The sequence below is a fragment of the Gordonia sp. N1V genome (genome assembly GCF_029269935.1).
Taxonomy (GTDB): domain Bacteria; phylum Actinomycetota; class Actinomycetes; order Mycobacteriales; family Mycobacteriaceae; genus Gordonia; species Gordonia polyisoprenivorans.
Genome location: NZ_JARJDD010000005.1, coordinates 40113 through 64523, shown reverse-complemented (window position 1 = coordinate 64523; position 24411 = coordinate 40113). Strand labels below are relative to the sequence as shown.

The window sequence follows — 24411 nt, the reverse complement described above, 5'->3', positions numbered from 1 at the left end:
CAGCCTTGACCAGGCCCGGCCGCCGGCGCCGACGACCGACGCACGAGCCTCAACCGATCGCCAGGACGAGGACCGCGGCAAGGATCAGCGTGGGGCCGTGCGGGCGTCGCACCGGGCCGCCACGCCGATGTCCGATCAGGACTCCCACCTGGGCGAGCGCAACCATCAGCAGTGCCGCGACCGGGTGCGCGAGGAGGCCACCGAGGACGAATCCGAGTTTGACGTCGGCTCCCCCGCACCATCGGCGGGTGAAGGCGAGCAGGTACGGAACGGCCCCGGCCAGGGCCGCGATCAGCACGTGCGGGGCCGTCAGCCCGCCGACGACCACCGCGAGCACGCCCGGCCACAGCAATCGATTCGGGATGCGCGCGGTGCGCCGGTCGCTCTCGGCGACCACCGCGAGCCAGATCATCACCACCAGCGCCGTCGCAACCATGCCGCCAGTGTGGTCGGTGGCGTCGGTGGGCTCGGGCGCCGGACGGCCCGCCGGCGTCGGGCTGTGGACCGTCCCGTCTCTGTGAGTGCGTCAGGAGGCCGCGTCGGCTCCGGCGAACACCTCGGCCATCACCGTGCGCGGTGCCGGCAGACCAGTGAATTGCTCGACCTGGCTGAACGCCTGGTTCAGCAGCATCACCAGTCCACCGGCCACCCGACCACCCGCAGCCCGAACCGCGGTGGCCAGCGGGGTGGGCCACGGGTCGTAGATGACGTCGACCAGACGCGCGGAGCCCGAGACGGCGTCGATCACCGGTGTGGTCGCCGACGCCGGGACCGTGGAGACGGCGACCGCGGCGTCACGGCAGCGCCGGCTCAGGTCGTCGGTGCTCGCGAAATCGGCCACCTGCACCGACATCCCGAGATCGCGCGCCAGAGTGAGCACGTCGGCGGCGCGCTGCGCGCTGCGGGCGACGACGGTGAGTTCGCCGATCCCGACCGCGGCGAGCGCCGCGACGGACGGTAACGCCGTACCGCCGGCCCCGACGAGCACCGCGGAATCGGGAAGGTCACCGCCGACGACGTTTGCCGCGACACCGAGGTGTTCGAGTGCACCGGTCATGCCGTCGATGTCGGTGCAGTCCGCTCGCCAACCGGTCACGGTCCGCACCAGTGTGTTCGCCGAACCCACCAGGACCGCACGTTCGGTGCGCTCGTCGGCGACGGCGAGCGCGGCGAGTTTGTTCGGCATCGTGACCGAGAAACCGATCTGCTCGGCCGGCGCCGCGGCGACGACCCCCGGAAGATCCGCTGCGGTGCACTCCCGCCGCGTGTAGGTCCAGTCCTCCAACCCCAGCGCACGGTAGGCGGCCAGGTGCAGATCCGGCGATCTCGAATGCGACACCGGGGAGCCGAGCACCGTGGCTCGGCGGGCGGTGCGCCCGCCCACCGGGGCGCACAGCGGCGGACGCGCCAGCACCGAGCCGGCCTCGTCGAGCGGACCGGTCACCGGCACGTGATGAATTTGTTCTGGCATGCGGTGGCGATGTTGCGCCGATGCTGATCGAAGTCGTCGGTGAACAGTGTCGTCCCCTTGGAGTCGACGGTCACGAAGTACAGCCAGTCGCCGTCGGCGGGCTGCTCCATCGCCTCGACCGACGGCTCTTCCACCGCACCGATCGGTGTCGGCGGAAGGCCCTTGCGCACGTAGGTGTTCCACGGCGTGTCGGCCTTGAGCGCGTCGTCGTGCAGGTTCAGGTCGACGACGCTGGCGGTGTAATTGGCGGTCGAATCGAATTCCAGCCGTTGGCCTTTGGCGAGCCGGTTCAGGATGACCCGCGCCACCTTCGGGTAGTCGTCGGGTTGCACCTCGCCCTGCAGCAACGATGCGGCGACCAACGTCTGATAGGGACTGAGCCCGGACTTGTTGTTGCTCACCAGACCCCAGCCCTCGTACATGGCGGCGCTCTTGGTGATCAGGGTGTTGAGTATCTGCGTGGCGTTGTCGTGCGGATCGATGTCCTCCCACGTGCCGGGCGCGATCAGGCCCTCGATCCGGCGATGGTCGCCGTTGAGTGCCGTCACCGACTCCTGCGCCCAGCTCGGGACACCGAGCTCGGTGATACTCGCGTTGGCGGCCGCGTCGGACAGTTGCTGCTCGGTCACCCCGAGGCGTTGTCCGTTGATCTCGACGCCGGTCTGGTCGGCGATCATCGCGAAGATGCCCGGGGTGACGCGTCCCGAGGTGTCGCGCTTGGTGTCCAGCGGGGTGCCGGGAGGTACGACGATGCGCCCGACGCGGTTGGTCGAGTCGGAGTCGGTGATCAACTTCACCGCCTCCGCCGCCGGGATCTGGGTGCGCAACTTGTAGTAGCCGCTGGACAGCGAGGCTCCATCGGCGGCGTCGACGAACGCGCGGACGCTGCCGACGACGTTGTCGTCGACGAGAATGCCGCCGATCTGTTTGATCGACGCATTCGCCGGGACGTGCACGAGCACGTCAGCGGTACCCGCGGCGTTCGTGTAGTCCTTTCGGGAGTCGAAGAGCCCGGCCTTGTCCGCTCCCCAGTACCCCACCCCGGCGACCAGCGCCAGCATCACGACGGCCACCACGGCCATGCCGATCCGGCGTCGGCGCCGACGGGCGACCGCCGCCGGACGACGTTCGGGATGGTCATCGAGGTCTGGGTGGGAGTCGTCGGATACGGGTGCGAGGACGGTGTCGTCGGCCGGTTCGACCAGTTCGTGCGGTGCGGTCAGGTCGTGATCGACGCGATCATCGGTGCGAAGGGATCCGGTGTCGTCTCGATCGGCGAGGTCGGCGTCGGCCTCGGGAACGGCGAGCGTCGGTTCGGCCAGGGCGGCCAGCGCGCCCGGTGCCACACCTGCCTCCCGCCGGCGATCTGCCGACCGGTCACGGGCCGCCGACCGGCTCGTGGTCGCGGGGGCTGACGATGCGTCGGGATCGATGCGCTCCGGCTGCGCGCGCTCCGGCTGCGCGCGCTGTGGCCGGGCCCGCTGTGGTTCGGTCCGCTGTGATTCGGCCTGCCGCGGCGCGGGGATCGGAGCGGTGCGGGGGGCGGACCGCTGGGCGCGTGAACGCAGCGTCGGCTGCGGCGCAGATGGGGTCGTCTCGTCGGCGGACTGCGGCGCGGGCGCCTGTGCCGCTGTCTGGGGTGCCGTTGTCTGGGGTGCCGTTGTCTGGGGACCATTCCCGGGTCGGGCCACCCGATCATCCGAAGACGCCGGCACTGCCGGCCATGATCCCGACGGGGTGCCCGCCGGTCCCGTGCGGCGGCGGCGATGCCGGGTGTTGGGTCGCCCATCCACCGGCTGCGTGAAATACCGCAACCGATCGGGGTCCATGCCGTCGGCGGGGTGGTCCGCTCGCTCCCGATGGCGATTCCGATGCCGTTCGTCGCTCACCGCGGATACCCTCCCTGGTTCCGGTTCGACGGCGCGGCGTGAACCCCGCCCGTCCCCCGACACGTGCGCACGTCGCGCCTCACACTGGACCTGAACCGATCGGACCCTCCGATCGGCGGACGAAGCGACGGCGCCAACGAGCTCATCGTCGCGCGTCCAGCCATCCCTGCAGAATAGCGACCGCAGCCGCCTGATCAATCACCGAACGCGATGCCTTCGCCGACCGGCCACTCGCCCGCAACGCCTGCGCCGCGGTCACCGTGGTGAGCCGTTCATCGACGTACTCGACGAGCACCGGGGCAATCGCGGTGGTCAGGGCGTCGCCGAACTCCCGCGCGGCGGCCACCGCAACACCGTCGGTGTTGCGCAACGTCTTGGGCAAACCGATCACGACACCGACGACCTCGTATTCGGTGGCGAGTTCGGCGATTCTCGTCACATCCGACCCTCCGGACGTGTCCCGTCGCACGGTCTCGACCGGGGTGGCGAGTATGCCGTCGGGATCGCACACCGCGACGCCGATCCGCACGCTGCCGACATCGATGCCCAGACGCCGGCCCCGCCGCGTCTGCTGGTCGTCGTGCCCCGGAGCCGCCATCAGTGCAGGAGCTCGGAGATCCGTCGGATCGCCGGGTCCACGCCGGCCGGATCGGTTCCCGACCCCTGTGCCAGATCGGGTTTGCCGCCGCCGCGGCCGCCGAGGATGGGTGCGATCTCCTTGACCACATCACCGGCCTTGAGCCCGGCCGAGCGGGCGGCCTCGGTGGTGGCGACGACGAACGGCACCTTGGTCTGCTCGGCGTCCTCACTCGGGGAGAACAATGCGATCACCGCGGCACGATCGGAGACCCGGCCGCGCAGATCGCCTGCCACCGAACGCAATCCGTTGGCGTCGAGCCCGGGCAGCGTGCCCGAGACGAGCAACGTCGACCCGACCGTGATCGCCCGATCGAGCAACGCGGCCGCCGACGCCCGTGCCGCCTCGGCGCGCATCTTCTCCAGTTGCTTCTCGGCGTCACGCAATCGCGTGACGAGTTGCTCGACGCGCGCGGGAACCTCGTCGGAGGGCACCTTCAGCGACGACGCGAGACCCGCCATCAGGGCGCGTTCCTTCGACAGATGGCGGAATGAGTCCATGCCGACGTAGGCCTCGACGCGGCGCACCCCCGAACCGACCGAGGACTCGCCGATCAGCGTGACCGGTCCGATCTGCGCCGACGACGAGACGTGGGTGCCACCGCACAGTTCCATCGAGAACGGGCCGCCGATCTCGACGACACGCACCTCGTCGCCGTAGTTCTCCCCGAACAGTGCGAGCGCGCCCATCGCCTTCGCCTCGGCGAGACCGGTCTCGAAGGTGTTGACCCGGTAATCGGCCTCGACTGCCTCGTTGGAGATCTCCTCGATCTGGGTGCGTTGCTCGGCCGACAGCGGTCCCGATGCATGGAAGTCGAAGCGCAGGTATCCGGGGCGGTTCAGCGAACCGGCCTGTGTCGCACCGGGTCCGAGCACCTGACGGAGCGCGGCGTGCACCATGTGGGTACCGGAGTGTCCTTGCGTGGCACCGTGGCGCCAGCTCGTGTCGACGCTCGCGAGGACCTCATCGCCTTCGGCGATCTCCCCGGCATCGACGATGACGCTGTGTAACCACACCGACTTGCCCACCCGCTGAACATCTTTGACGGTCAGCCGGGCGCCGGCACCGGTGGTGATGGAGCCGGTGTCGGCCATCTGGCCACCGGACTCGGCGTACAACGGGGTGCGGTCGAGGATCACCGTCAGTTCCTGACCGGCGCCGGCGCTGCGGACCCGCACGCCGTCGGCGATCAGACCCACTACGCGCGCCTCGGACACGAGCTCTCCGTAGCCGGTGAACTCGGTGGGTCCGCGATCGAGGAACTCCCGGTACACCCCGGCGTCGGCGTGCCCGGTCTTACGGGCGTTCGCGTCGGCCTTGGCTCGCTGCTTCTGCTCGGCCATGAGTTCGGTGAAGCCGCCCTCGTCGACCTGTAACCCGGCCTCGGCGGCCATCTCGAGGGTCAGATCGATCGGGAAGCCGTAGGTGTCGTGCAGGGTGAATGCATCGCTGCCCGAGAGCGTGCCCTTGTTGGCCGCCTTGGTGGCCGCGGCCGCATCGGCGAACAACTTCGACCCGGCGGCGAGGGTCTTGGCGAACGAGGCTTCCTCGCCGACCGCGACACTCACGATGTGCTCACGTTTGTCGGCGAGTTCCGGATACGACGGCGCCATCAGGTCGATCGCGGCACCGATGAACGCCCCCATCGTCGGGGCGTCCGCGCCGTCGACATTCGGCCCGCTCGCTGCGCTCCCGGCGCCGAGCAGTCGCGCCGAGCGCACCACGCGGCGCAGCAACCGGCGCAGCACGTAGCCGCGGCCGTCATTGCCGGGCAGCACGCCGTCGCCGATGAGCATCGCGGCGGTGCGGGTGTGGTCGGCGATCACGCGGAATCGGACGTCGGCCTCGTGGTCACCGGCGCCGTAGGCGCGTCCGGTCACGCTCGCGGCGAGGTCGATGATCGGTTTGAGCAGATCGGTCTCGTAGACGTTGTCGACACCTTGCAGCAGGCAGGCGACGCGCTCGATGCCCATACCGGTGTCGATGTTCTTCTTGGGCAGCGGGCCGAGGATCTCGTAGCCCTCCTTACCGCCACCCGGGCCGCGCACGTTCTGCATGAACACGAGATTCCAGATCTCGATGTAGCGGTCCTCGTCGGCCTCGGGCCCACCTTCGATCCCGTATGCCGGACCGCGGTCGTAGAAGATCTCCGAACACGGTCCGCACGGACCGGGGACGCCCATCGACCAGTAGTTGTCCTTCATGCCGCGTCGCTGGATGCGCTCGGCGGGCACGCCGATCTCGTCGCGCCAGATCGACTCCGCCTCGTCGTCGTCGAGATAGACCGTCGGCCACAGCTTTTCGGGCGGAATGCCGTATCCGCCGTCCTCGACGCTGTTGGTCAGCAGCGTCCACGCGAAGGTGATCGCCTCGCGCTTGAAGTAGTCGCCGAAGGAGAAGTTGCCCGCCATCTGGAAGAAGGTGTTGTGACGGGTGGTGATGCCGACCTCGTCGATGTCGAGGGTGCGCACACACTTCTGCACGCTGGTGGCGCGGTCGAACGGCGGGGTCTGCTCGCCGAGGAAGTACGGCTTGAACGGCACCATGCCGGCGTTGACGAACAGCAGGTTCGGGTCGTCGAGGATCAGCGAGGCGCTGGGCACCTCGGTGTGCCCGGCCTTGATGAAGTGATCCAGGAATCGCTTCCTGATGTCATGCGTCTGCACTGGGTGAGTCCTCGAAAGATCGGCGATGAGCGTATCTGCGGCTTACCAGCCTACCGTCGGCGGGCCCCACGCTCTCCGACCGCGTCGGGTATCGCGGCCGTCACCGGCGCGGGCATACTCGGCCCATGTCCGGCGAACACCACTATCGCGTCACCACCACGTGGATTGGCGACCGCGGCACCGGGACGTCCGGGTACCGCGACTACGACCGCACCGTCCGCATCGGCGTCGACGGTAAACCCGATGTGATCGGTTCGGCGGATCCGGCGTTTCGCGGCGATGCGACGCACCACAATCCCGAGGATCTGCTGCTCATCGCGATCTCGCAGTGTCACCTGCTGTCGTATCTGCACGCGTGTGTGACCCGCGGCGTCGTCGTCACCGGCTACACCGACGAGGCGAGTGCCGTCATGGCGCAGGAGGGCAACGGCGGACATTTCACCTCGGCGACGCTGCGCCCGACGGTCACGGTTGCCGACGAGTCGATGGTCGCCGACGCCCACGACGCCCACCACGACGCCCACGAGTGGTGTTTCATCGCGAACTCGGTCAACTTCCCGATCGGCCACCACGCCACCGTTACCGTCGGCTGATCGCTGATCACCGACTGCGCCGCCCTTGGCGAAGCGATCAAATAGGTTGGACGGCAGCACGATAGACCGGCTATGGTCAGGTTTCCGTGCAACGTCCCGAGGAGGTGCCACCTGTGAATCAATTGTCGTCGGTGCTCCTCGGAGGAGTCACGGTCGGACGATAGGTCGCCCGGGGCGCCGCACCTGTGCACGCTCCGAAAGGCACGGCCATGCATTTCACTTCTGAACGAGTTCTCGATGACGGTATCGCCGAGCGGGAGTTCACCCTCGGCGACTTCACCGGAATCCTGTGGACACCGCCGGCGGCTTCCGGGTCCACTCCGGTCCCACTGATCGTCCTCGGACAACCCGGCAGTATCGGGACCCGACACATGTATCCCCGGCTGGCGGCACGGGCCCGTTGTGCGGCCGCGGACGGCTTCGCCGCTGTCACGATCGAGCCGCCCGGTGCCGGCGATCGCACCCCGCTGCCCGGTGCCGACGACGTTCGAGCAGACCTGCGCCGCGCGATCGCCGCCGGCGAACGGCCCGGGGCAGACCTCATCGATCGGCTGGTGCTCCCCCTCCTTGAGCAGGCGGTGCCGGAGTGCCGGATCACTCTCGACGAGATCCTCGGGCGACTGGAGATCGGTGACAAGGTCGGGCTCTCGGGCGGCGTGATCGCCGTTGGTACCCGCCTGGCCGCCGTCGACCCACGTATTGCGGCAGCCGGGCTTTTCGCAGGTAGCTACGTGCCGTCGGTGACAATGGAAGAGGCACGCCTCGTCACCGCCCCGCTGCACGTTCTTCTCCAGTGGGATGACGAGAGCAACGACCGGCGGATGGCTCTCGATCTCTTCGACGCCTTCGGATCCACCGAGAAGACGCTCTGCGCCAACATGGGTGGCCACACAGGCGTCCCGCAATTCGCGGGTGAGGAGGCCGCCCGATTCTTCGTCCGCCACCTCGGCTCTGACGCCGGGTGAGGGGGGACCCACAACACCTCTCCCCTCACCGACTCTGACCAGTGACAGCGGCCGCACGCCGCCCGGGCATCGCGAGCGACACGACCGCGCCGAAAACAAGCAACGCCACCATCGCGGTCATCGACGCCCGGTATCCGGCGCCCACCGACGTCGCGGAGGTGAAGATCGTCCCGATCGCCGCGGCACCCACCGCGACCGACAACGCCTGCACGGTGTTGAGGACCCCCGACGCGGCACCCGCGCGGTGAACCGGAACCTCGTCGAGCACCAGCAGGCCTGCCGACCCGACCACGAGCCCGAAACCGGCCCCGGCCAGGACCAGGGTCAGCGCCAACCACCAGTAGGGGTCGTCAGTGCGTGCCGCGAGCATCATCGTGACCACGCCGACGGCGAAGACCAGTGCGCCGCATCGCAGCACCGATGCCCCGAACCGGGGTGCCAGGACTGTCGCCGACAGGCCTGCGGCGACGAACACCGTCACCGAGAACGGCAGCCACATCAGGCCGGTGCGCAGCACCGAGAAACCCAATGCAGATTGCACGTAGAGCGACTGGACCAGGAAGAACCCGCCGGTCGGCACCATGAAGGCGGCGAATGCCGCGAGTCCGGCGGTGAACGACCGGGTGGCGAACACCGCCGGGGGCACCATCGGCTCCACACCGCGCCGCGCCGAGGTCCACTGCCGACGACCGAATTCGGCCAGCAAACCCACCCCGAGCGCCATACATCCGAATCCCCATGCAGGCCAGCCATGTTCGGGACCCACGGTGATCGGAACCATCAGGCTCGCCAGCCCCGCGCCGAGCAGCACCGCCGACCTGACGACGATCGGGGCCGGCACCTGCGCCTTGGACTCCGGGAGGAACGCGCGAGCGGCCAGGATCGCCAGGACGGCGATCGGGACATTGATGAGGAAGATCGGCCGCCACGACATCCCCCACCAGTCACCTGCGGTGATGACGCCGCCGAGCAGCGGGCCCGCCACGGCGGCCAACCCGATCACGGAGGTGAACATCCCCATGGCGGTACCCCGCTGCGCGGGCGGATACAACACCTGGATGCAGGTGAGCACCTGTGGAACCATCAGGGCCGCGGCGAGTCCCTGAAGGAATCGGAAGGCGACCAGCGACGCCGGATCTGCGGCGAGGCCGCACGCCAACGAGGCGGCACCGAAGGCGGCCAGCCCGACCACGAACAACCGGCGCCGCCCGTAACGATCGCCGAGTCGCGCGCCGAGCACCAGTCCCGACGCGTACGCCAGCGGGTACCCGGCGGCAATCCACTGCAACGCCGCCGCGGACAGCCCGAGATCGGACTGCATGGTGCGCAGCGCGACGTTGACCACGGTGGCGTCCATCAGTTCCATGAACGACGCGGTCAACAGGCACAGCAGCGCCACTGTGCGGGCACGGGCGCTCAAGGCAGGTGGGTCCTGCACTCCCCCAACGGTTTCGGTGATCGACATGGTAAGTGTTCCTTCGGCTCGTCTCGGTGGGGAGATCCCCTGTGACGAAGACGGTAGGAACCATTGCGGTCAGAACCGGTCCGCGAATCAGCGTCGCTTCGAGGTTGCCCGTCGAATGATCGACCGCAATTTGCCCACCCGCGGCCCGATTTCGCGTTCGAAGCCGTGGTCGGTCGGCTGGTAGTAGTCGACGCCGACCAGCTCGTCCGGCGGATACTGTTGCGGCACAACACCATCTGGGTCATCGTGCGGGTAGCGGTAGCCGACGCCGCTGCCCATCTTCTTCGCGCCGGCGTAGTGGCTGTCCCGCAGATGAGGCGGTACTGCGCCGGCCTTACCGGCCTCGACGTCGGCCAGCGCGGCTCCGATCGCGCCGACGACGCCGGCCGACTTCGGAGCGGTCGCGAGATGGATGGTGGCTTGCGTCAGAGCCAATTTCGCCTCGGGCATCCCGACCAGGGCGACCACCTGCGCGGCGGCAACGGCGGTCTGCAGGGCCATCGGGTCGGCCATCCCGATGTCCTCGCTGGCGTGGATCATCAACCGCCGCGCGATGAATCGCGGGTCCTCCCCCGCGGCGATCATCCGCGCCAGATAGTGCAGCGCGGCGTCCACGTCGGACCCGCGGATGGACTTGATGAACGCCGAGGTGACGTCGTAGTGCTGGTCGCCGTCGCGGTCGTAGCGCACCGCGGCCTTGTCGATGGCCGCTTCCACGTCGGCGAGATCCACCGCCGGGATCTCGCTCGCGTCGCCCTGCGCATCGGGATCGGACCGATCCTGGGACACGACGTCGGCGGCGGCCTCCAGGGCGGTCAGGGCACGTCGGGCGTCGCCACCGGCTACGGCGACGAGGTGATCGTAGGCGGCGTCGGTCACGCGAACCGCCCCACCGAGTCCTCGCTCGTCGGTGACCGCCCGGCGGAGCACCTCGCGGATGTCGTCGTCGGTCAACGACCGCAATCGCAACACCAGCGAACGCGACAACAGCGGCGAGACCACCGAGAAGGACGGATTCTCCGTGGTGGCGGCCACCAGCAACACGATCCGGTTCTCGACGGCGTCGAGCAACGCGTCCTGCTGGGTCTTGGAGAATCGATGGACCTCGTCGATGAACAGGACGGTCTGCTCGCCGTCGACGAGTCGTCGGCGGGCAACCTCGATGACCGCCCGCACCTCCTTGACCCCCGCCGACAACGCCGACAGCGCCTCGAACCGGCCGCCGGCCGCGGTGGAGATCAGCGACGCCATCGTGGTCTTGCCGGTGCCCGGCGGGCCGTAGAGCAGGACCGACGCCGCACCGGAACCGTTGATGAGCCGACGCAACGGCGACCCCGAACCCAGCAGATGGGTCTGCCCGATGATCTCGTCGAGTGAGCGGGGCCGCATCCGGACGGCGAGCGGTGCCGAGACGCCGACGGGGGGTCCGCTGCTGGGTGACGCGGGATCGGGAGTGTCGAAAAGTCCGTTCATTCCCGCGTCAGGACAGCCAGACCCGGTGCAGCGCAACACCGATCGCGGCGGCGAAATCGGCGACGTCGGCGTTGACCGATCGCGCGGACGCGGCCAGGTCCGACCACCTCGCGACGATCACGCGTGGATCGTTGGAATGCAGTGCCCAGTCGTGCGCGTGGTCGGCGGTCGCGAACTCCTGCGGTCCTGCCGGGTCCGCCGATGTGAGGTCGGCATCCTCCTCGGGCAGCAACCACACCGTCGACAGCCACGCCCACAGCAGCCGGGCGACGACCAGCTTGCGCTGCAGATCGCCGTCGCGGCGCAGCGCCGGCCAGATGGTGTGCACCTCCGAACGCCACGCGTCGACCATCGCGGTCTCGAGCTGGTCGCGACGTTCGAGCGCATGCGGGCCGAGTTGCGCCGGGAAGGTCACCAGCGCGTAGGCGATATCGAGGGTCGCGTCGCGGAACCCGCCCCACTCGTAGTCCATGAACTGCACGCCGGCCTCGTTGAGCAGGATGTTCTCCGGACCGACATCCGACGGGCTGAACGCACGATGATCGCCCTCGTCGAACAGGGTGCACGCCCCCTCGAGCGCGGAGACGACCGCGCAACCCATCTCCACCCCGAGGTCGGCGGCTCGCGTTCGTGCGATCCGGACCGCGCGTCGGGCCTCCTCGCCGAGCAGGTCGCGCCCCTCGGTCCCCGAGGGCCCGCGGCGGACCAATGCGTCGAAGTCGACCTCGCCGCCGACGGTGGCCGCGTGCATGCGACCGAGCGCCTGACCCCACGCGCTCACCGCACGGGAGATCTCGACGACGTCGAGGCCACCGAGCAGGGTGGTCATCGCGTTGCCGCGGCCGAGATCGGAGAGCACCATGAGCCGCGCGTCCGGGTCGGAGGCGATCAGCTGGGGCCCCGGTCGGGACTCGATGGGCAGTGCCGTCGCGTACTTGTACGACGCGATCTCGCGGTGGAACGCGTGCGGATCCTCGTGCTCGGGGAGCGCTTTGATGACGAGGGTGCGGTCCATCGACAGGGGGTTCTGGGCGACGCGTACGCGCACCACGATGGTGCGCCCGCTTCCTCCGAGATCCTCCGGTTCGGCGAGCACGACCGGCGAACCGGCTCGATGCGACAACAGGGCCTCTGCGGCACGCACCACGCTGGTGATGCGGCTTTCTGTGATGACCGTCATGGCAACTCCCACGGTACCGAATGCCACCGACAGTCGTCACCGGCCGTTGGGGTTTCGTGACCGATCGGAGGACATCCGAGCGCGCACGCGGGGTACCCGGCCTCGGCGAACCTCACGCGGTTCCGGTGTCGGCGGCGACGTCCGGACGGACCGGGGCCGGCGGTGCGTCGGAGTCCGCGTCGACCGGGCTGACGTCGACCGATACCTTGATCTCGCTGCGTGTGGCATCGGTGTAGATGACCCCGCGCAGCGGCGGCACGTCGTCGTAGTCGCGACCCCAGGCGACGGTGACATGCCGTTCGTCGACGAGTTTGTCGTTGGTCGGATCAAAAGGCAGCCAGCGACCGTCGGGGAGCCAGACCGCCGCCCACGCATGGCTGGCGTCGGCGCCGAAGATGCGTTCGCGCCCCGGGGGCGGATCGGTCGCCAGATACCCCGATTCGTAGCGGCCGGCGAGCCCGACCGAGCGCAAGGCGGCGATGGCCACCCGGGCGAAGTCCTGGCACACGCCTTCGCGGCGGGCCATGACGGTGTCGACACGAGTGCTGATCGCGGTCGACCCCGATTTGTAGGTGAAGTCGCGGTAGATGCGGGTCGTCAGGTCGGTCACCGCCTCGATGAGCGGCCGGTCGGGGGTGAACACGGTGGCCGCGTACTCGGTGACCGCCTCGGTGATCTCCGGCGGATCGAGATCGAGGGTGAACTCCGTCGCCAGTTGCGGGCCGAGGGTCGCCGGGCGGGCCTGCTCCCAGGGCACCCGCGCCGCCGGGCTGACGATCAGGCCCGGGTCGATCGGGTCGACCTCGACGTCCGAGGTCCCGGTCACCACCAGTTCGGTGTGCGGGGTGTGGACGTGGAAGTAGGTGTCGGTGTTGCCGTAGACGTCCAGCCCGGTCGAGCGGTCGTCCGGTTCGGGGTCGACGCTCACGTCGTTGCGCAGCACCCGCTGGTGCGGCAGATCGCGCGGGATCAGGTAGCACCGCCCGTACGACGAGGACACCTCTGCGTCGTAGGTGTAGACGGTGCGGTGGGTCACGCGGTAGCGACGGGTCGTCGGCGCGACGGGTTGCGGGCCGGTCACGTGTCACCTCTCCCGAAGCCCCAGATGGGCTGCGCCGGTCGTGGCAACGCGAACCTGCTGCGGGCCAGCACCTCCGACAATTCACGTGACCCCTCGCGCAGCGTGGTCATCAATTCGACGAGGTCACCACGCCTGCCGTCGTCACCGACGGCGCCGAGATCGGCGGGATCGATACGTCGCAGTTCGGCGGTCATCTCCTCGACGAGACGCTCGGCCGCCGCCGACCGCAACGCGTCGGGCAGGCCGGTCAGGTCGGCGCGCATGCGGTCGAGCTGGTAGATCATCGCGCGCGGATTGGTCTCGTCGAACAGCAACAGCTGCGCCACCGGGAGCAGTCGGTAGAGACCACGGCTGCGCCTGCGGTAGATCACCGCCGACTCACCGGCGATCAGATAGGACTCCAACAATGCCTGTTCGACGGCGGTCTCGTGGGGTGTCTCGAAGAGCGCCCCGGTCAGATCGGCGAGGGTGATGACCCGTTCGATCCGGCGTCCGACGTCCATGAACAGCCAGGCCGCGTCGTGAACCATCGACTCGGCCTGCAACCCGACCAGCCCCAGCACCCCGTGCATGATGTCCTCGTGCGTGCGGGCCAGGTCGGGGGCGAGATCCAGCGACGCATCGCCGAAGATGCCCGCGGTGCGCGCGCCGGTGGTCTGGTCGACCTCGGCTGACCTGGCCACCTGCCGGGCCAGCGATTCCACCGCCCGTTCCATCGACGTCAGCACCATCCAGGTACTCGTCGACATCTGATCGCGCACCGCGCGGGCCGCCGCGACGAGCCGGTCCACGGCGAAGGCCACGGTGCCCGGCACCGTCGCGTCGACGGTCAGCTCGACGATGCGCATGATCGCGGAGTTGACCTGCTCGGGCGAGCGCTGGCCGTCGTCGACCAGCAGGTCGGCGGTGCGCAGGTGCTCGGCGGTTCCGGTGATCGTCGCCACCGCGTGCAGGAACAACGGAACCGCCGAGGTGCCCTGCATCCACGGCCGGTACTGGAAGTCCTGGCATCGTTCGCGAGCGACCTTCGTCAGGCGTGTCACCAGTTCGGTCCGCTCGCCGTAGCGGCCGAACCAGAACATGTCGGAGAGCACGCGCGGGCTCGCCGCGACGGCGGTGTCGACGTACTCGGCCGCCGACGGGCGCGGCGAGCGGATCTCGATGACCTCCTCGGCCGGCTCCCCGCGCGTTTCCGAACGACGCGAGACATGACCGCCGACCTCCGGGTTGGTCACCCACACATCCTTGGCGGCCACGGTCTGCAGTGCCGCCCCGCCCACGCCGTCGGCCAGCACCGACCCGAGTCCGCCGGGCATCACCGCATACGTCGGGCCCTGCGCGACGCTGAAGGCACGCACCGAGACCGGCGCGGCGCGCACCGCACCCGGACGCCCGGTCCCGCCGGGGGTGATGGTCGGCGCCACCGAGTATGCCTCCAGCGAGCGCGCGACCCACTCCGCGCCGTGCGCGGTGATGCGGCGCGCGAGGTCGTCGCGGGTACGCACATCGGTGAGGGGGCCGACGAACTCCTCGCCGGTGCGCACGTTGGTGACCGACAGGTCGGCGAGTTCGGCGAGCACCTTGGATCGCTGGAGCTCCTCACCCGCCCAGAACGTGGGTATCGACCCGAGCGCCAACTCCTCGTCGAGCAGCACCGGCGCGGCCGCCTCGAGCACCGTGTGCAGGGCGGGGTTCTCGCAGACACCGCTGCCGAGGGTGTTGACCACGGTCACCGTGCCGCGCGAGATCGCCTCGACGAGACCGGCGACGCCGAGACGTGAATCGGTGCGCAGGTCGAGTGGATCGCAGTATGCGGCGTCGATGCGGCGCAGCAACACGTCGACGCGTTTGAAGCGGCCCAGCGAACGCATGTAGACCGCACCGTCACGCACGGTCAGATCGGCGCCCTCCACCAGCGGGAAGCCGAGCATCGACGCGAGATACGCCTGGTCGAAGGCGGTTTCGGACATGCTGCCGGGGCTGAGCACGGCCACCGTCGGGTCGTCGACCCCGGGCGGTGCGTAGTCGAACAGCGCCAAGCGCAGCGTTCCGGCGAAGGTCGCCATGGGGCGCGGGGCACACGACTGGAACAGCTGCGGGAAGGTCCGGGAGACCAGTCGACGGTCGACGGTGGCATAACCGATGCCCGACGGCGCCTGCGTGCGATCGGCGTGGGCGACGAAACGTCCGTCGCTGCGCCGGACGAGATCGATGGCATGCAGGAACAGCGCATGCGGACCGGCAACCTCCAGACGTGCGGCCTTGCGGATGTATCCGGGATGGGCGAAGACCATCTCGGGGGGAATCAGCCCGGAGGTGATCAGTCGCTGGTCGCGGTAGAGGTCACGCAGGATCAGGTCCAGCAGCATCGACCGCTGGGTGATCGCCTTCTCCAGCGCCGCCCACTCGACGCCGTCGATGATCAGCGGGACGGCATCGACCGACCACGGTCGGGCGACGGTCGTGCTGCCCTGCACGGCGTTGTAGACCACGCCCTCGTCCCGGGTCGCCGACGCCAGGCGGGCGGCGGCGGTCCGCAGCCGCTCGTCACCGCGCATGCCGTAGCCGGCCACCAGCTCGTCCCAGGCCGGGCGCACCGCGCCCCCGACGTCGAGCATCTCGTCATGGTGGACGGGGCCGGCAGCGGCGCGCAGGACCCCCTCGTCGATCTGCGCGAGATCGAACAGCGCGTAGCCGTCGGAGCGATACCTGTCGAACACCGCGGGCAGTGGGCCACCCGCAGAATCGGTCACCGGAGAACTGTACGTGCCCGACGTAGGTCGAGGATCGCCGGGACCCCGGCGTCGATCGCGGCGCGCGCCAACCGTTCCCGCAACAGGCCGGTGTCGAGGGTGCCGGTCGTGTGTCCGGTGGCCTCGAACCGGCCGTTACGACGCGATTCGGCCTCGACCGCGTTCACCGGCGGCCGCTCGTAGGCGCGCCCGCCCGGATGCACCACGTGATAGGTGGCACCGCCGACCGACCGTCCGTTGACGGTGTCGACGAGATCGAAGGTCAGCGGGGTGTCGATGCTGATCGTCGGATGCAGCGCACTCGGCGGTTGCCAGGCCCGGAACCGGATACCGGCCACCCGTTCGCCGGCCCGGCCGGTCCCACGCAACGGAACCGGGAAACCGTTGCAGGTCAACACGTATCGATCGTCGTCGCCACCGGCGACGCGTACCTGAACCCGTTCGATCGAGGAGTCCACATAGCGTGCGGTGCCGGTGCCGGTGGCCTCCTCACCGAGGGTGTTCCACGGCTCGATCGCACCCCGCAGTTCGATCTCCTGATCGCGGATCTGTACCGTCCCGAGCCGCGGGAAACGAAACTCGGTGAACGGGTCGAGCCACGCCGTGTCGAACGGATACCCGGCCTCGCGCAGTTCCTCGGCCACCGACGCGATGTCGGCGATGATGTAGTGCGGCAACAGGTATTTGCCGTGCAGATCGGCGCCGTGCCGGATCAGCCGCGCCCGATAGGGCTGCTCCCAGAACCACGACACCAGCGAGCGCACCAGCAACGACTGCACCATCGCCATCCGGTGATGCGGGGGCATCTCGAACCCGCGCAGTTCCAACAGCCCGAGCCGGCCGCGCGCCGAGTCGGGACTGTAGAGCTTGTCGATGCAGAACTCGGCGCGGTGGGTGTTGCCGGTGATGTCGGTGAGCAGATGACGCAGGGCGCGGTCGGTCACCCACGGATTCGGCGCGACCCCGACCGTCGGCGCGTGCGGCTCCCCCTTGGCGTGCTTGACCGCGACCGGTGTCTTCTCGGCGAGCCGGTCGATCTCGGCGAAGGCGATCTCGAGTTCGTAGAGCGCCGATTCGCGGCCCTCGTCGGCCCGCGGCGCCTGGGAGGTGGTGCCGATGAACTTGCCGCTGAACAGATACGACAGCGCCGGATGGCGCTGCCAGTAGGTCAGCATCGACACCAGCAGGTCCGGGCGCCGCAACAACGGCGAGTCGGCAGGCGTGGGACCGCCGAGCGTGATGTGGTTGCCGCCGCCGGTACCGCCGTGCGAGCCGTCGAGGTCGAAGGTCTCGGTACCGAGCCGGGCGCGGCGGGCGTGATCGTAGAGCGACTCCAACAGCTCCGACTGTTCGGCGAAACTCGACGTCGGCTGGATGTTGACCTCGATGACGCCCGGATCGGGGGTGACGGTCAGCGTGGTCAGACGCGGGTCGGCGGGCGGGCCGTATCCCTCGATGACCACGGCGGTACCGGTCGCCTCGGCGGCGTCGGCGATCATCTCGATGATCGCGAGGTACTCCTCGAGTGCCGCCGTCGGCGGGATGAACACGAACAGCGTCTCCCCGCGCTGTTCGGCCACCACCGCGGTCCGCGGCACGAACTGCGTCGGGTCCATCTCCAGCACGGTGAAGCCCAGATCGTCGGAGGCCTTGTCGGGCAACGCGTCATGAGGCGCCGACGGATCGGACACGAACACCGCGGGAGCCGGCCCCCACGACAGCGAGTTCAGCGGCAACCGCAGTCCCGCCGGGGAGGTGCCCGCGGTCAGGACCAGACGGCCGCGGCGGGTGGTCCATCGTGCGCTGTGCCAGGCGGTCTCGTCCTCGGATCGGCTCAACGGCAACACATATGCCGTCGGGTGCACGACGTTGGCATCGAGGCGGTCGAGCAGTTCCCGACGCGCGGCGGTCGAGTCGGCGGGCGGTTCGAGGTCGACGTCGGGATCGTCGATCTCGACGGCGGCCTCGGCCCGCGCGAATGCGCGTGCGGCCGGCGTGGTGGGGTCGGCTCCCGGGTCACCCGGTGGCAGCGCGGCGAGTTCGCGCATCCGGACCAACGGGTCCTCAAAGGCCGGCATCACCTGCGAGGAGGGCACACCCAGGCGAGAAGCGAAGGTCTGCAACAACTTCTGGGCGCGCTCGGCACCCTCGGCGGTGGGCACCGGTCCCGCGGTCTCGATGGCGATGGACTCGGCGGCGCGCGCCGGATTCGACCACGGGTCGGCGAGCAATTCCGGCCGGGTCCAGATCGGCCGGCCGTCGGCGCGCCACATGATCGCGATCTGCCAGCGCGGCAAGGGCTCCCCGGGATACCACTTGCCCTGGCTGCGCTGGACCAGTCCGGTCGGGGCGTAGTCGCGGTGCAGGCGCTCGGCGAGGTCGGAGGCGAGCAGTCGTTTGTGCGGGCCGTCGGCGGCGGTCGTCCACTCCGGGTCGGTCTGGTTGTCGATGGAGACGAAGGTCGGTTCGCCGCCCATGGTGAGCCGGACGTCGTTCTCCGCCATCGTCGCGTCCACGCGGGCGCCGAGTTCGCAGACGCGATCCCACTGGGAAGCCGTGTAGGGCAACGTGACCCGCGGGTCCTCGTGGAATCGGGTGACCGTGTTGGAGAAGTCCAGGGTGGCGTGGCAGGGACCGGTCGATCCGGTGATGGGTGCGGCGGCACCGGGACTCGGGGTCGCCGCGAGCGGGATGTGTCCCTCCCCCGCGAACAGTCCCGACGTCGGGTCCATGCCGACCCATCCGGCGCCGGGTAGATACACCTCGGTCCACGCGTGCAGATCGGTGAAATCGGCGTCGGGGCCCGATGGTCCGTCCAGGGACCGGATGTCGGAGGTCAACTGGACGAGGTAGCCGGAGACGAAACGCGCCGCGAGGCCCAGCTCGCGCAACAGGGCCACGAGCAACCACGCCGAATCACGACAGGATCCGATCGCACTGGACAGCGTGTACTCGGGGCTCTGCACACCCTGCTCGAGACGCACCGTGTACCCGACGGCCTGCTGCACCGCCTGATTCAGCCCGACGAGGAAATCGATCACCCGAATCCTCGACGTCGGCCGGTGCGCGGCGGCGAACTCGGCGATCGCCGGATGCACGGGCGCACCGGCGAATTCGCCCTCGATGACCCCGACCGGACGCAGGTAGGCCTCGAGATCCTCCTTCAGATCGTCGGGGTAATCGAACCCGTAATGCTCGGCCCAGTCCTCGATGAAGAAGTCGAACGGGTTGATCGCCGTCAGGTCGGCAAGCAGGCTGACGGTGATCGTCAGCGACGTCGACGGCTCCGGGAACACCAGTCGCGCAAGGTAATTGCTGAACGCATCCTGCTGCCAGTTGAGGAAGTGCTCACCCGGTTCGACCTTCAGCGAATAGGCCTCGATCGGGGTGCGCGAATGCGGTGCGGGCCGGAGCCGGACCACGTGCGGGAAGATCTTCACCGGCCGGTCGAAGGCGTAGCTCGTGCGATGTTCCAGCGCGACCTTGATGGTCACAGCAGCCCACCTACCTTTCACGTCACCTCGGCGCGGGTGCGGGCGCCACAGGTGTCGGTGAACCCGCGGTCCCGCCTGCGGAAAATCACATCACAGATGTGACCCGTGCGCCCGTCGTGCGATCGGGCTCACCCCGATGGCCACCCGGGGTGGGTGGCCATCGGGTGGGCGGTCAGGCGGTGGGCTCGGCCGACCCGGCAGCGGGGGCGTCGGGGCCCTTCTTCGGTGCCGGCTTGGCGTCGATACCCGACTCCTTGCGCTGCTGTGCGGTGATGGGCGCAGGCGCGTCGGTCAGCGGGTCGACGCCGCCACCGGATTTGGGGAAGGCGATGACCTCACGGATGGACGATTCACCCGCGAGCAGCGCGGTGATGCGATCCCAGCCGAAGGCGATCCCGCCGTGCGGCGGGGCGCCGTAGGCGAAGGCGTCGAGCAGGAAGCCGAACTTCTCCTGCGCCTCCTCGGGCCCGATGCCCATGATCTCGAAGACCCGTTCCTGCACGTCGCGGCGATGGATACGGATCGATCCGCCACCGATCTCGTTGCCGTTGCACACGATGTCGTAGGCGTAGGCCAGCGCCGCACCAGGATCGGATTCGAGGTGCTCCAACGATTCCGGGGTCGGCGAGGTGAAGGCGTGGTGCACGGCGGTCCAGGCTCCGGAGCCGACGGCGACGTCGCCCGCGGCACTCGCCTCGTCGGCCGGCTCGAACAGCGGCGCGTCGACGACCCAGGTGAATGCCCAGTCCGCGGTCGCGGGGTCGATCGGTTCACCCGCTGCCGGGATGAGTCCCAGTCGCATCGCGATCTCCGAGCGTGCGGCGCCGAGCAACGCTCGCTGCGCCTTCGCGGGCCCGGCGGCGAAGAACACGCAGTCGCCTGGCGCGGCCCCGACATGTGCTGCCAGACCGTCACGTTCGGCGTCGGAGAGGTTCTTGGCGACCGGTCCGCCGAGAGTGCCGTCGTCGTTGACGAGCACATAGGCCAGGCCCTTGGCCCCGCGTTGCTTGGCCCACTCCTGCCAGGCGTCGAGGGTGCGTCGCGGCTGCGAGGCTCCCCCGGGCATGACGACGGCGCCGACGTACGGCGCCTGGAACACGCGGAACGGGGTCTCGGAGAAGTACTCCGTGCATTCGACCAGTTCGATGTCGAAACGCAGGTCGGGTTTGTCGCTGCCGAAGCGACGCATCGCGTCGGCGTAGGTGATGCGCGGGATCGGTGTGGTCAGCTCCACCCCGATCAGCCGCCACAGCGCGACGAGGATCTCCTCGGCGAGGGCGATCACGTCGTCCTGATCGACGAAGCTCATCTCGACGTCGAGCTGGGTGAACTCCGGCTGACGGTCGGCGCGGAAGTCCTCGTCGCGGTAGCAGCGCGCGATCTGGAAGTACCGCTCCATACCCGCGACCATCAGCAACTGCTTGAACAGCTGTGGGCTCTGCGGGAGGGCGTAGAACGAACCCGGCTGCAGGCGTGCGGGCACGAGGAAGTCGCGGGCGCCCTCGGGGGTCGAGCGCGTCAGCGTCGGGGTCTCGATCTCGACGAAGTCGCGGGCGAGCAACACCCCGCGGGCGGCGGCGTTGACCTTCGAGCGCAGCCGCAGCGCCGATCCGGGACCCTCGCGGCGCAGGTCGAGGTACCGGTGGCGCAGGCGCGTCTCCTCGCCGGGGTTCTCGTCGAGCTGGAACGGCAACGGCGCCGCCTCGTTGAGCACCTCGAGTCGCGCGGCGTTGATCTCGATCTCACCCGACGGCAGATTGGCGTTCTCGCTGCCCTCGGGGCGCACCTCGACGACGCCGGTCACGGCGATGCAGTACTCGGCACGCAGCCGATGCGCGGCCGCGGCGACCGCCTCGTCCCGGAACACCACCTGCACGAGTCCGGAGCTGTCACGCAGATCGATGAACACCACGCCCCCGTGATCGCGGCGGCGGGCCACCCAGCCGGCGACGGTGACGGTCTGCGTGGCATCGGCGCGGCGCAGGGAACCGGCGAGATGTGTGCGGAGCACGAAGGTCCTTCCTCAAGGGTGGAGACGTCGAGATCGGTGGGCGCGTCGGCCCCTGACAATCGTAGGCGGCCACCGCACGCAGGCGGCCACCGCCCGGGCGGTTGTCGCGCACGGCTGCGGCGTCGGCGAGTCTCGAACTGTTCGACCCGATCCGGGTGGTTCGTCTCGTTACGCTGTGGCCATGACTTTTCAGGGCAGCGGGCCACTCGACACCGGGAACGTCTCCGGCGGGGGTGGCGGTGGCGGCGCCGGCCGGATCGCACTCGGCGGTGGTGCCGGACTGATCATCACCATCGTGGCGTTGTTGTTCGGGGTCAACCCGGGAGACATCATGGGCGGCGGCACCACAGGGACCGGGAGCTCCAACTCGGCCTCGTCGTCGGTGATCGACGAGCACATCCGGTCCTGCACCGTGGAGATGGCCAATCAGGGTGACGCGATCTGCCGGATCGTGGCCACCACCAACAGCCTCGACCACGTCTGGCCGACGCTGATGTCGAACTACACCCCACCCAAGACCACGATCTTCAGCGGGTCGGTGAACACCGCGTGTGGTGCGGCGACCTCGGCGACCGGCCCGTTCTACTGCCCCGCGGACAAGACCGCCTACTTCGACCCGGATTTCTTCGACACCCTCGTCCAGATGGGCGGCAGCAATGGCGCCCTCGCGCAGGAGTACGTCGTGGCCCACGAGTACGGCCATCACGTGCAGAACCTGACCGGGGCACTGCGCAAGGGACAGCAACTCGGCTCGCAGGGACCGTTGTCGGGATCGGTGCGCGTGGAACTGCAGGCCGACTGCCTGGCCGGGGTGTGGGCGCATCACGCCAGTGACGAGGGATACGACAACCGGCTGCAACAACTGACCCAACAGGATATCGCCGGGGTCATCCAGACCGCCAAGGCCATCGGTGACGACACCATCCAGGGCGCCAACTCCAACCCGGAGGGCTGGACGCACGGGTCGGCGCAGCAGCGCGCGCGATGGTTCACCATCGGCTATCAGGGCGGCGACCCCAAGCGCTGCGACACCTTCGCCACCAACGACCTGTGATGCCGTCCGCACGCACCAGCACCGCCGTCGACGCGATCGCCGACGCCCATCTGCGCACGATGGCCACCGACGACCCGATCCTGGCCACCGAACTCGGGATCGATGACGCCGCCGCAGACCGGCTCACCGACTTCTCCCCCGACGCCGTCGCCACTCGCGCCGAGCACGCCCGCGCGACGCTGGCCGCGCTGGGCGCCGCCGAGGTGTCCGACGACGTCGACCGGGTGACCGTCGCGACGATGACGGCGTCGCTGCGCCGTGAGCTCGCACTCGCCGATGCGGGAGAACTGACCGGTGTCTGCAACGTCATCGCCTCTCCACTACAGGCGATCCGCGACATCTTCGATCTGATGGACACCGGTTCACCGGCGGCGCGTGAGACGATGGTGCGCCGGATCGCGGCGATCCCGGACGCGCTGACCACCGCGATCGCCGGCCTCGAACAACGACGCGCAGCCGGGCCGCCGTTCGCCCGCCGGCAGGTGGAACTCGTTGCCGCGCAGGCAGATCAGGCGCTTGCAGCGATCTCGGCGAACACCGGCTCCATCGTCGCCGACCCCGAACTGGCCGCCGACCTCGAATCCGCCACCGCCGCAGCGGGTTCGGCCTTCGCCGACTTCGCCGGGCACCTGCGCACCGGGGTGGCGCCCGACGCCGTCGACGACGATGCGGTCGGCCGTGACCGGTACCTGCTGCATCTGCCGCACTATCTCGGTGCCGACGCCGACCCCGAAGAGGCCTACGACTGGGGTCTGGATCATCTGCGGGAAATCGTCGCCGAACAGCAGGCCATCGCCGCGCAACTCGTACCCGGGGGGACGGTCGCCGACGCCCTGGCCGCACTCGATGCCGATGCGCGGTATCAGATCCACGACAAGCAGGCGTTCGTCGACTGGATGCAGGCGACCTCCGACGCCGCCGTCGACGGACTGGCCGGCACCCACTTCGAGATCCCGTCCCGGCTGACCAGGCTGGAATGCCGGCTCGCGCCGTCGTCGACCGGCATCATCTACTACACCCAGCCCGCCGCCGACCTGAGCCGGCCGGGCCGCATGTGGTGGGCGGTTCCCCCGGGGCAGACCGTGTTTCACACGTGGCAGGAGAAGACCACCGTCTACCACGAGGGAGTGCCCGGTCATCACCTCCAGCTGGGTTCGGCGATCGTCGACGATGATCTCAACTCGTGGCGCAAACTGGCGTCGTTCACCTCCGGGCACGGCGAGGGCTGGGCGCTCTACGCCGAACGCCTGATGGCCGAACTGGGCTGGCTCGACGACCCGGGCGACCGGATGGGCATGCTGGATTCGCAGCGGCTGCGCGCGGCGCGGGTGGTCGTCGACATCGGCGTGCACTGCCGATTGCGTGCCCCCGAGTCGGTCGGCGGCGGCATCTGGGACGCCGAGAAGGCCTGGAGATTTCTCACCTCGTCGGTGGCCATGGACCGGGCGGTGTTGCGTTTCGAGCTCGACCGCTACCTGGGCTGGCCCGGTCAGGCGCCGTCCTACGCATTGGGACAACGGGTCTGGGAACAGACCCGCGACGCCGCCCTCGCCGCGCATCCGGGGTGGACGCTCAAGGAGTTCCACACCCGCGCGCTGGCGCTCGGCGGGGTGGGCCTCGATGTCCTCGCCGAGCAGATGCGCCGAGCGGGTTGAGGCCGATCCGTATGACATTTCCTC

At 69.3% G+C, this 24411-nt stretch carries 15 protein-coding genes and 1 pseudogene; 4 read left to right on the top strand and 12 right to left on the bottom strand.

Going from position 1 to position 24411, the window contains the following annotated elements:
• Positions 1–49: 49 nt before the first annotated feature.
• The 5 genes from P3L18_RS08540 to alaS all read right to left on the bottom strand — a co-directional run bounded on the left by P3L18_RS08540 (position 50) and on the right by alaS (position 6663).
• On the bottom strand, positions 50–436 hold the full coding sequence (locus tag P3L18_RS08540; RefSeq protein WP_006370243.1) for an A24 family peptidase: 387 nt from the start codon (positions 434–436) through the stop codon (positions 50–52).
• 90 nt (positions 437–526) lie between these two features.
• The gene (locus P3L18_RS08535) at positions 527–1450 is read right to left on the bottom strand and encodes a shikimate dehydrogenase (RefSeq protein ID WP_020171430.1); all 924 of its coding nucleotides are present in this window, start codon (positions 1448–1450) and stop codon (positions 527–529) included.
• The gene (gene mltG, locus P3L18_RS08530) at positions 1441–2817 is read right to left on the bottom strand and encodes an endolytic transglycosylase MltG (protein WP_006370241.1); all 1377 of its coding nucleotides are present in this window, start codon (positions 2815–2817) and stop codon (positions 1441–1443) included. Before mltG ends, P3L18_RS08535 begins: the two co-directional genes overlap by 10 nt.
• A gap of 685 nt (positions 2818–3502) precedes the next feature.
• On the bottom strand, positions 3503–3958 hold the full coding sequence (gene ruvX / locus P3L18_RS08525; protein ID WP_079929606.1) for a Holliday junction resolvase RuvX: 456 nt from the start codon (positions 3956–3958) through the stop codon (positions 3503–3505).
• A complete protein-coding gene (gene alaS / locus P3L18_RS08520) occupies positions 3958–6663 on the bottom strand; it encodes an alanine--tRNA ligase (protein WP_079929605.1) in 2706 nt (901 codons plus the stop codon). The genes ruvX and alaS overlap by 1 nt, the downstream gene beginning before the upstream one ends.
• Before the next feature lie 125 nt (positions 6664–6788).
• On the opposite strand from alaS, the gene P3L18_RS08515 reads away from it, so the two are divergent.
• Both P3L18_RS08515 and P3L18_RS08510 read left to right on the top strand, forming a co-directional pair.
• Positions 6789–7256, top strand: coding sequence for an OsmC family protein (locus P3L18_RS08515; protein ID WP_079929604.1), 468 nt, complete (start codon positions 6789–6791; stop codon positions 7254–7256).
• A 209-nt stretch (positions 7257–7465) separates the two neighbouring features.
• Positions 7466–8221, top strand: coding sequence for an alpha/beta hydrolase (locus tag P3L18_RS08510; protein WP_079929603.1), 756 nt, complete (start codon positions 7466–7468; stop codon positions 8219–8221).
• Between the two features lie 25 nt (positions 8222–8246).
• Here P3L18_RS08510 and P3L18_RS08505 read toward each other — a convergent pair whose 3' ends face one another.
• From P3L18_RS08505 to aspS, 7 genes are all read right to left on the bottom strand, one after another.
• The gene (locus P3L18_RS08505) at positions 8247–9686 is read right to left on the bottom strand and encodes an MFS transporter (RefSeq protein WP_276113872.1); all 1440 of its coding nucleotides are present in this window, start codon (positions 9684–9686) and stop codon (positions 8247–8249) included.
• Between the two features lie 87 nt (positions 9687–9773).
• Positions 9774–11159: a replication-associated recombination protein A gene (locus tag P3L18_RS08500; protein WP_079929602.1), complete on the bottom strand. Its 1386-nt coding sequence runs from the start codon at positions 11157–11159 to the stop codon at positions 9774–9776.
• A gap of 7 nt (positions 11160–11166) precedes the next feature.
• A complete protein-coding gene (locus P3L18_RS08495) occupies positions 11167–12339 on the bottom strand; it encodes a hypothetical protein (protein WP_006370234.1) in 1173 nt (390 codons plus the stop codon).
• Positions 12340–12451: 112 nt separating this feature from the next.
• Positions 12452–13420, bottom strand: a complete 969-nt coding sequence (locus tag P3L18_RS08490; protein ID WP_006370233.1) for a transglutaminase family protein — start codon at positions 13418–13420, stop codon at positions 12452–12454.
• On the bottom strand, positions 13417–16173 hold the full coding sequence (locus tag P3L18_RS08485; protein WP_276113871.1) for a circularly permuted type 2 ATP-grasp protein: 2757 nt from the start codon (positions 16171–16173) through the stop codon (positions 13417–13419). The genes P3L18_RS08490 and P3L18_RS08485 overlap by 4 nt, the downstream gene beginning before the upstream one ends.
• Positions 16170–19667, bottom strand: a complete 3498-nt coding sequence (locus tag P3L18_RS08480; protein ID WP_006370231.1) for a transglutaminase family protein — start codon at positions 19665–19667, stop codon at positions 16170–16172. Before P3L18_RS08480 ends, P3L18_RS08485 begins: the two co-directional genes overlap by 4 nt.
• Before the next feature lie 172 nt (positions 19668–19839).
• Entirely contained in the window at positions 19840–21678 is a 1839-nt protein-coding gene (gene aspS, locus P3L18_RS08475; protein ID WP_276113869.1) for an aspartate--tRNA ligase, read from the bottom strand.
• A gap of 181 nt (positions 21679–21859) precedes the next feature.
• On the opposite strand from aspS, the gene P3L18_RS08470 reads away from it, so the two are divergent.
• Together P3L18_RS08470 and P3L18_RS08465 are read left to right on the top strand one after the other, a co-directional pair.
• Complete coding sequence (locus P3L18_RS08470) at positions 21860–22732, top strand: neutral zinc metallopeptidase (protein WP_006370229.1); 873 nt, start codon at positions 21860–21862, stop codon at positions 22730–22732.
• Positions 22732–24387: pseudogene (locus P3L18_RS08465) on the top strand (DUF885 domain-containing protein); the annotation flags it as partial. The gene P3L18_RS08470 and the pseudogene P3L18_RS08465, both read left to right, overlap by 1 nt.
• Positions 24388–24411 lie beyond the last annotated feature (24 nt).

Excerpts from the sequence above, each read along its gene's own strand:
- P3L18_RS08540 (WP_006370243.1), bottom strand. The coding sequence starts at position 436 with ATGGTTGCGACGGCGCTGGTGGTGATGATCTGGCTCGCGGTGGTCGCC.
- ruvX (WP_079929606.1), bottom strand. The coding sequence starts at position 3,958 with ATGGCGGCTCCGGGGCACGACGACCAGCAGACGCGGCGGGGCCGGCGT.
- P3L18_RS08515 (WP_079929604.1), top strand. The coding sequence starts at position 6,789 with ATGTCCGGCGAACACCACTATCGCGTCACCACCACGTGGATTGGCGAC.
- P3L18_RS08510 (WP_079929603.1), top strand. The coding sequence starts at position 7,466 with ATGCATTTCACTTCTGAACGAGTTCTCGATGACGGTATCGCCGAGCGG.
- P3L18_RS08505 (WP_276113872.1), bottom strand. The coding sequence starts at position 9,686 with ATGTCGATCACCGAAACCGTTGGGGGAGTGCAGGACCCACCTGCCTTG.
- P3L18_RS08500 (WP_079929602.1), bottom strand. The coding sequence starts at position 11,159 with ATGAACGGACTTTTCGACACTCCCGATCCCGCGTCACCCAGCAGCGGA.
- P3L18_RS08495 (WP_006370234.1), bottom strand. The coding sequence starts at position 12,339 with ATGACGGTCATCACAGAAAGCCGCATCACCAGCGTGGTGCGTGCCGCA.
- P3L18_RS08470 (WP_006370229.1), top strand. The coding sequence starts at position 21,860 with ATGACTTTTCAGGGCAGCGGGCCACTCGACACCGGGAACGTCTCCGGC.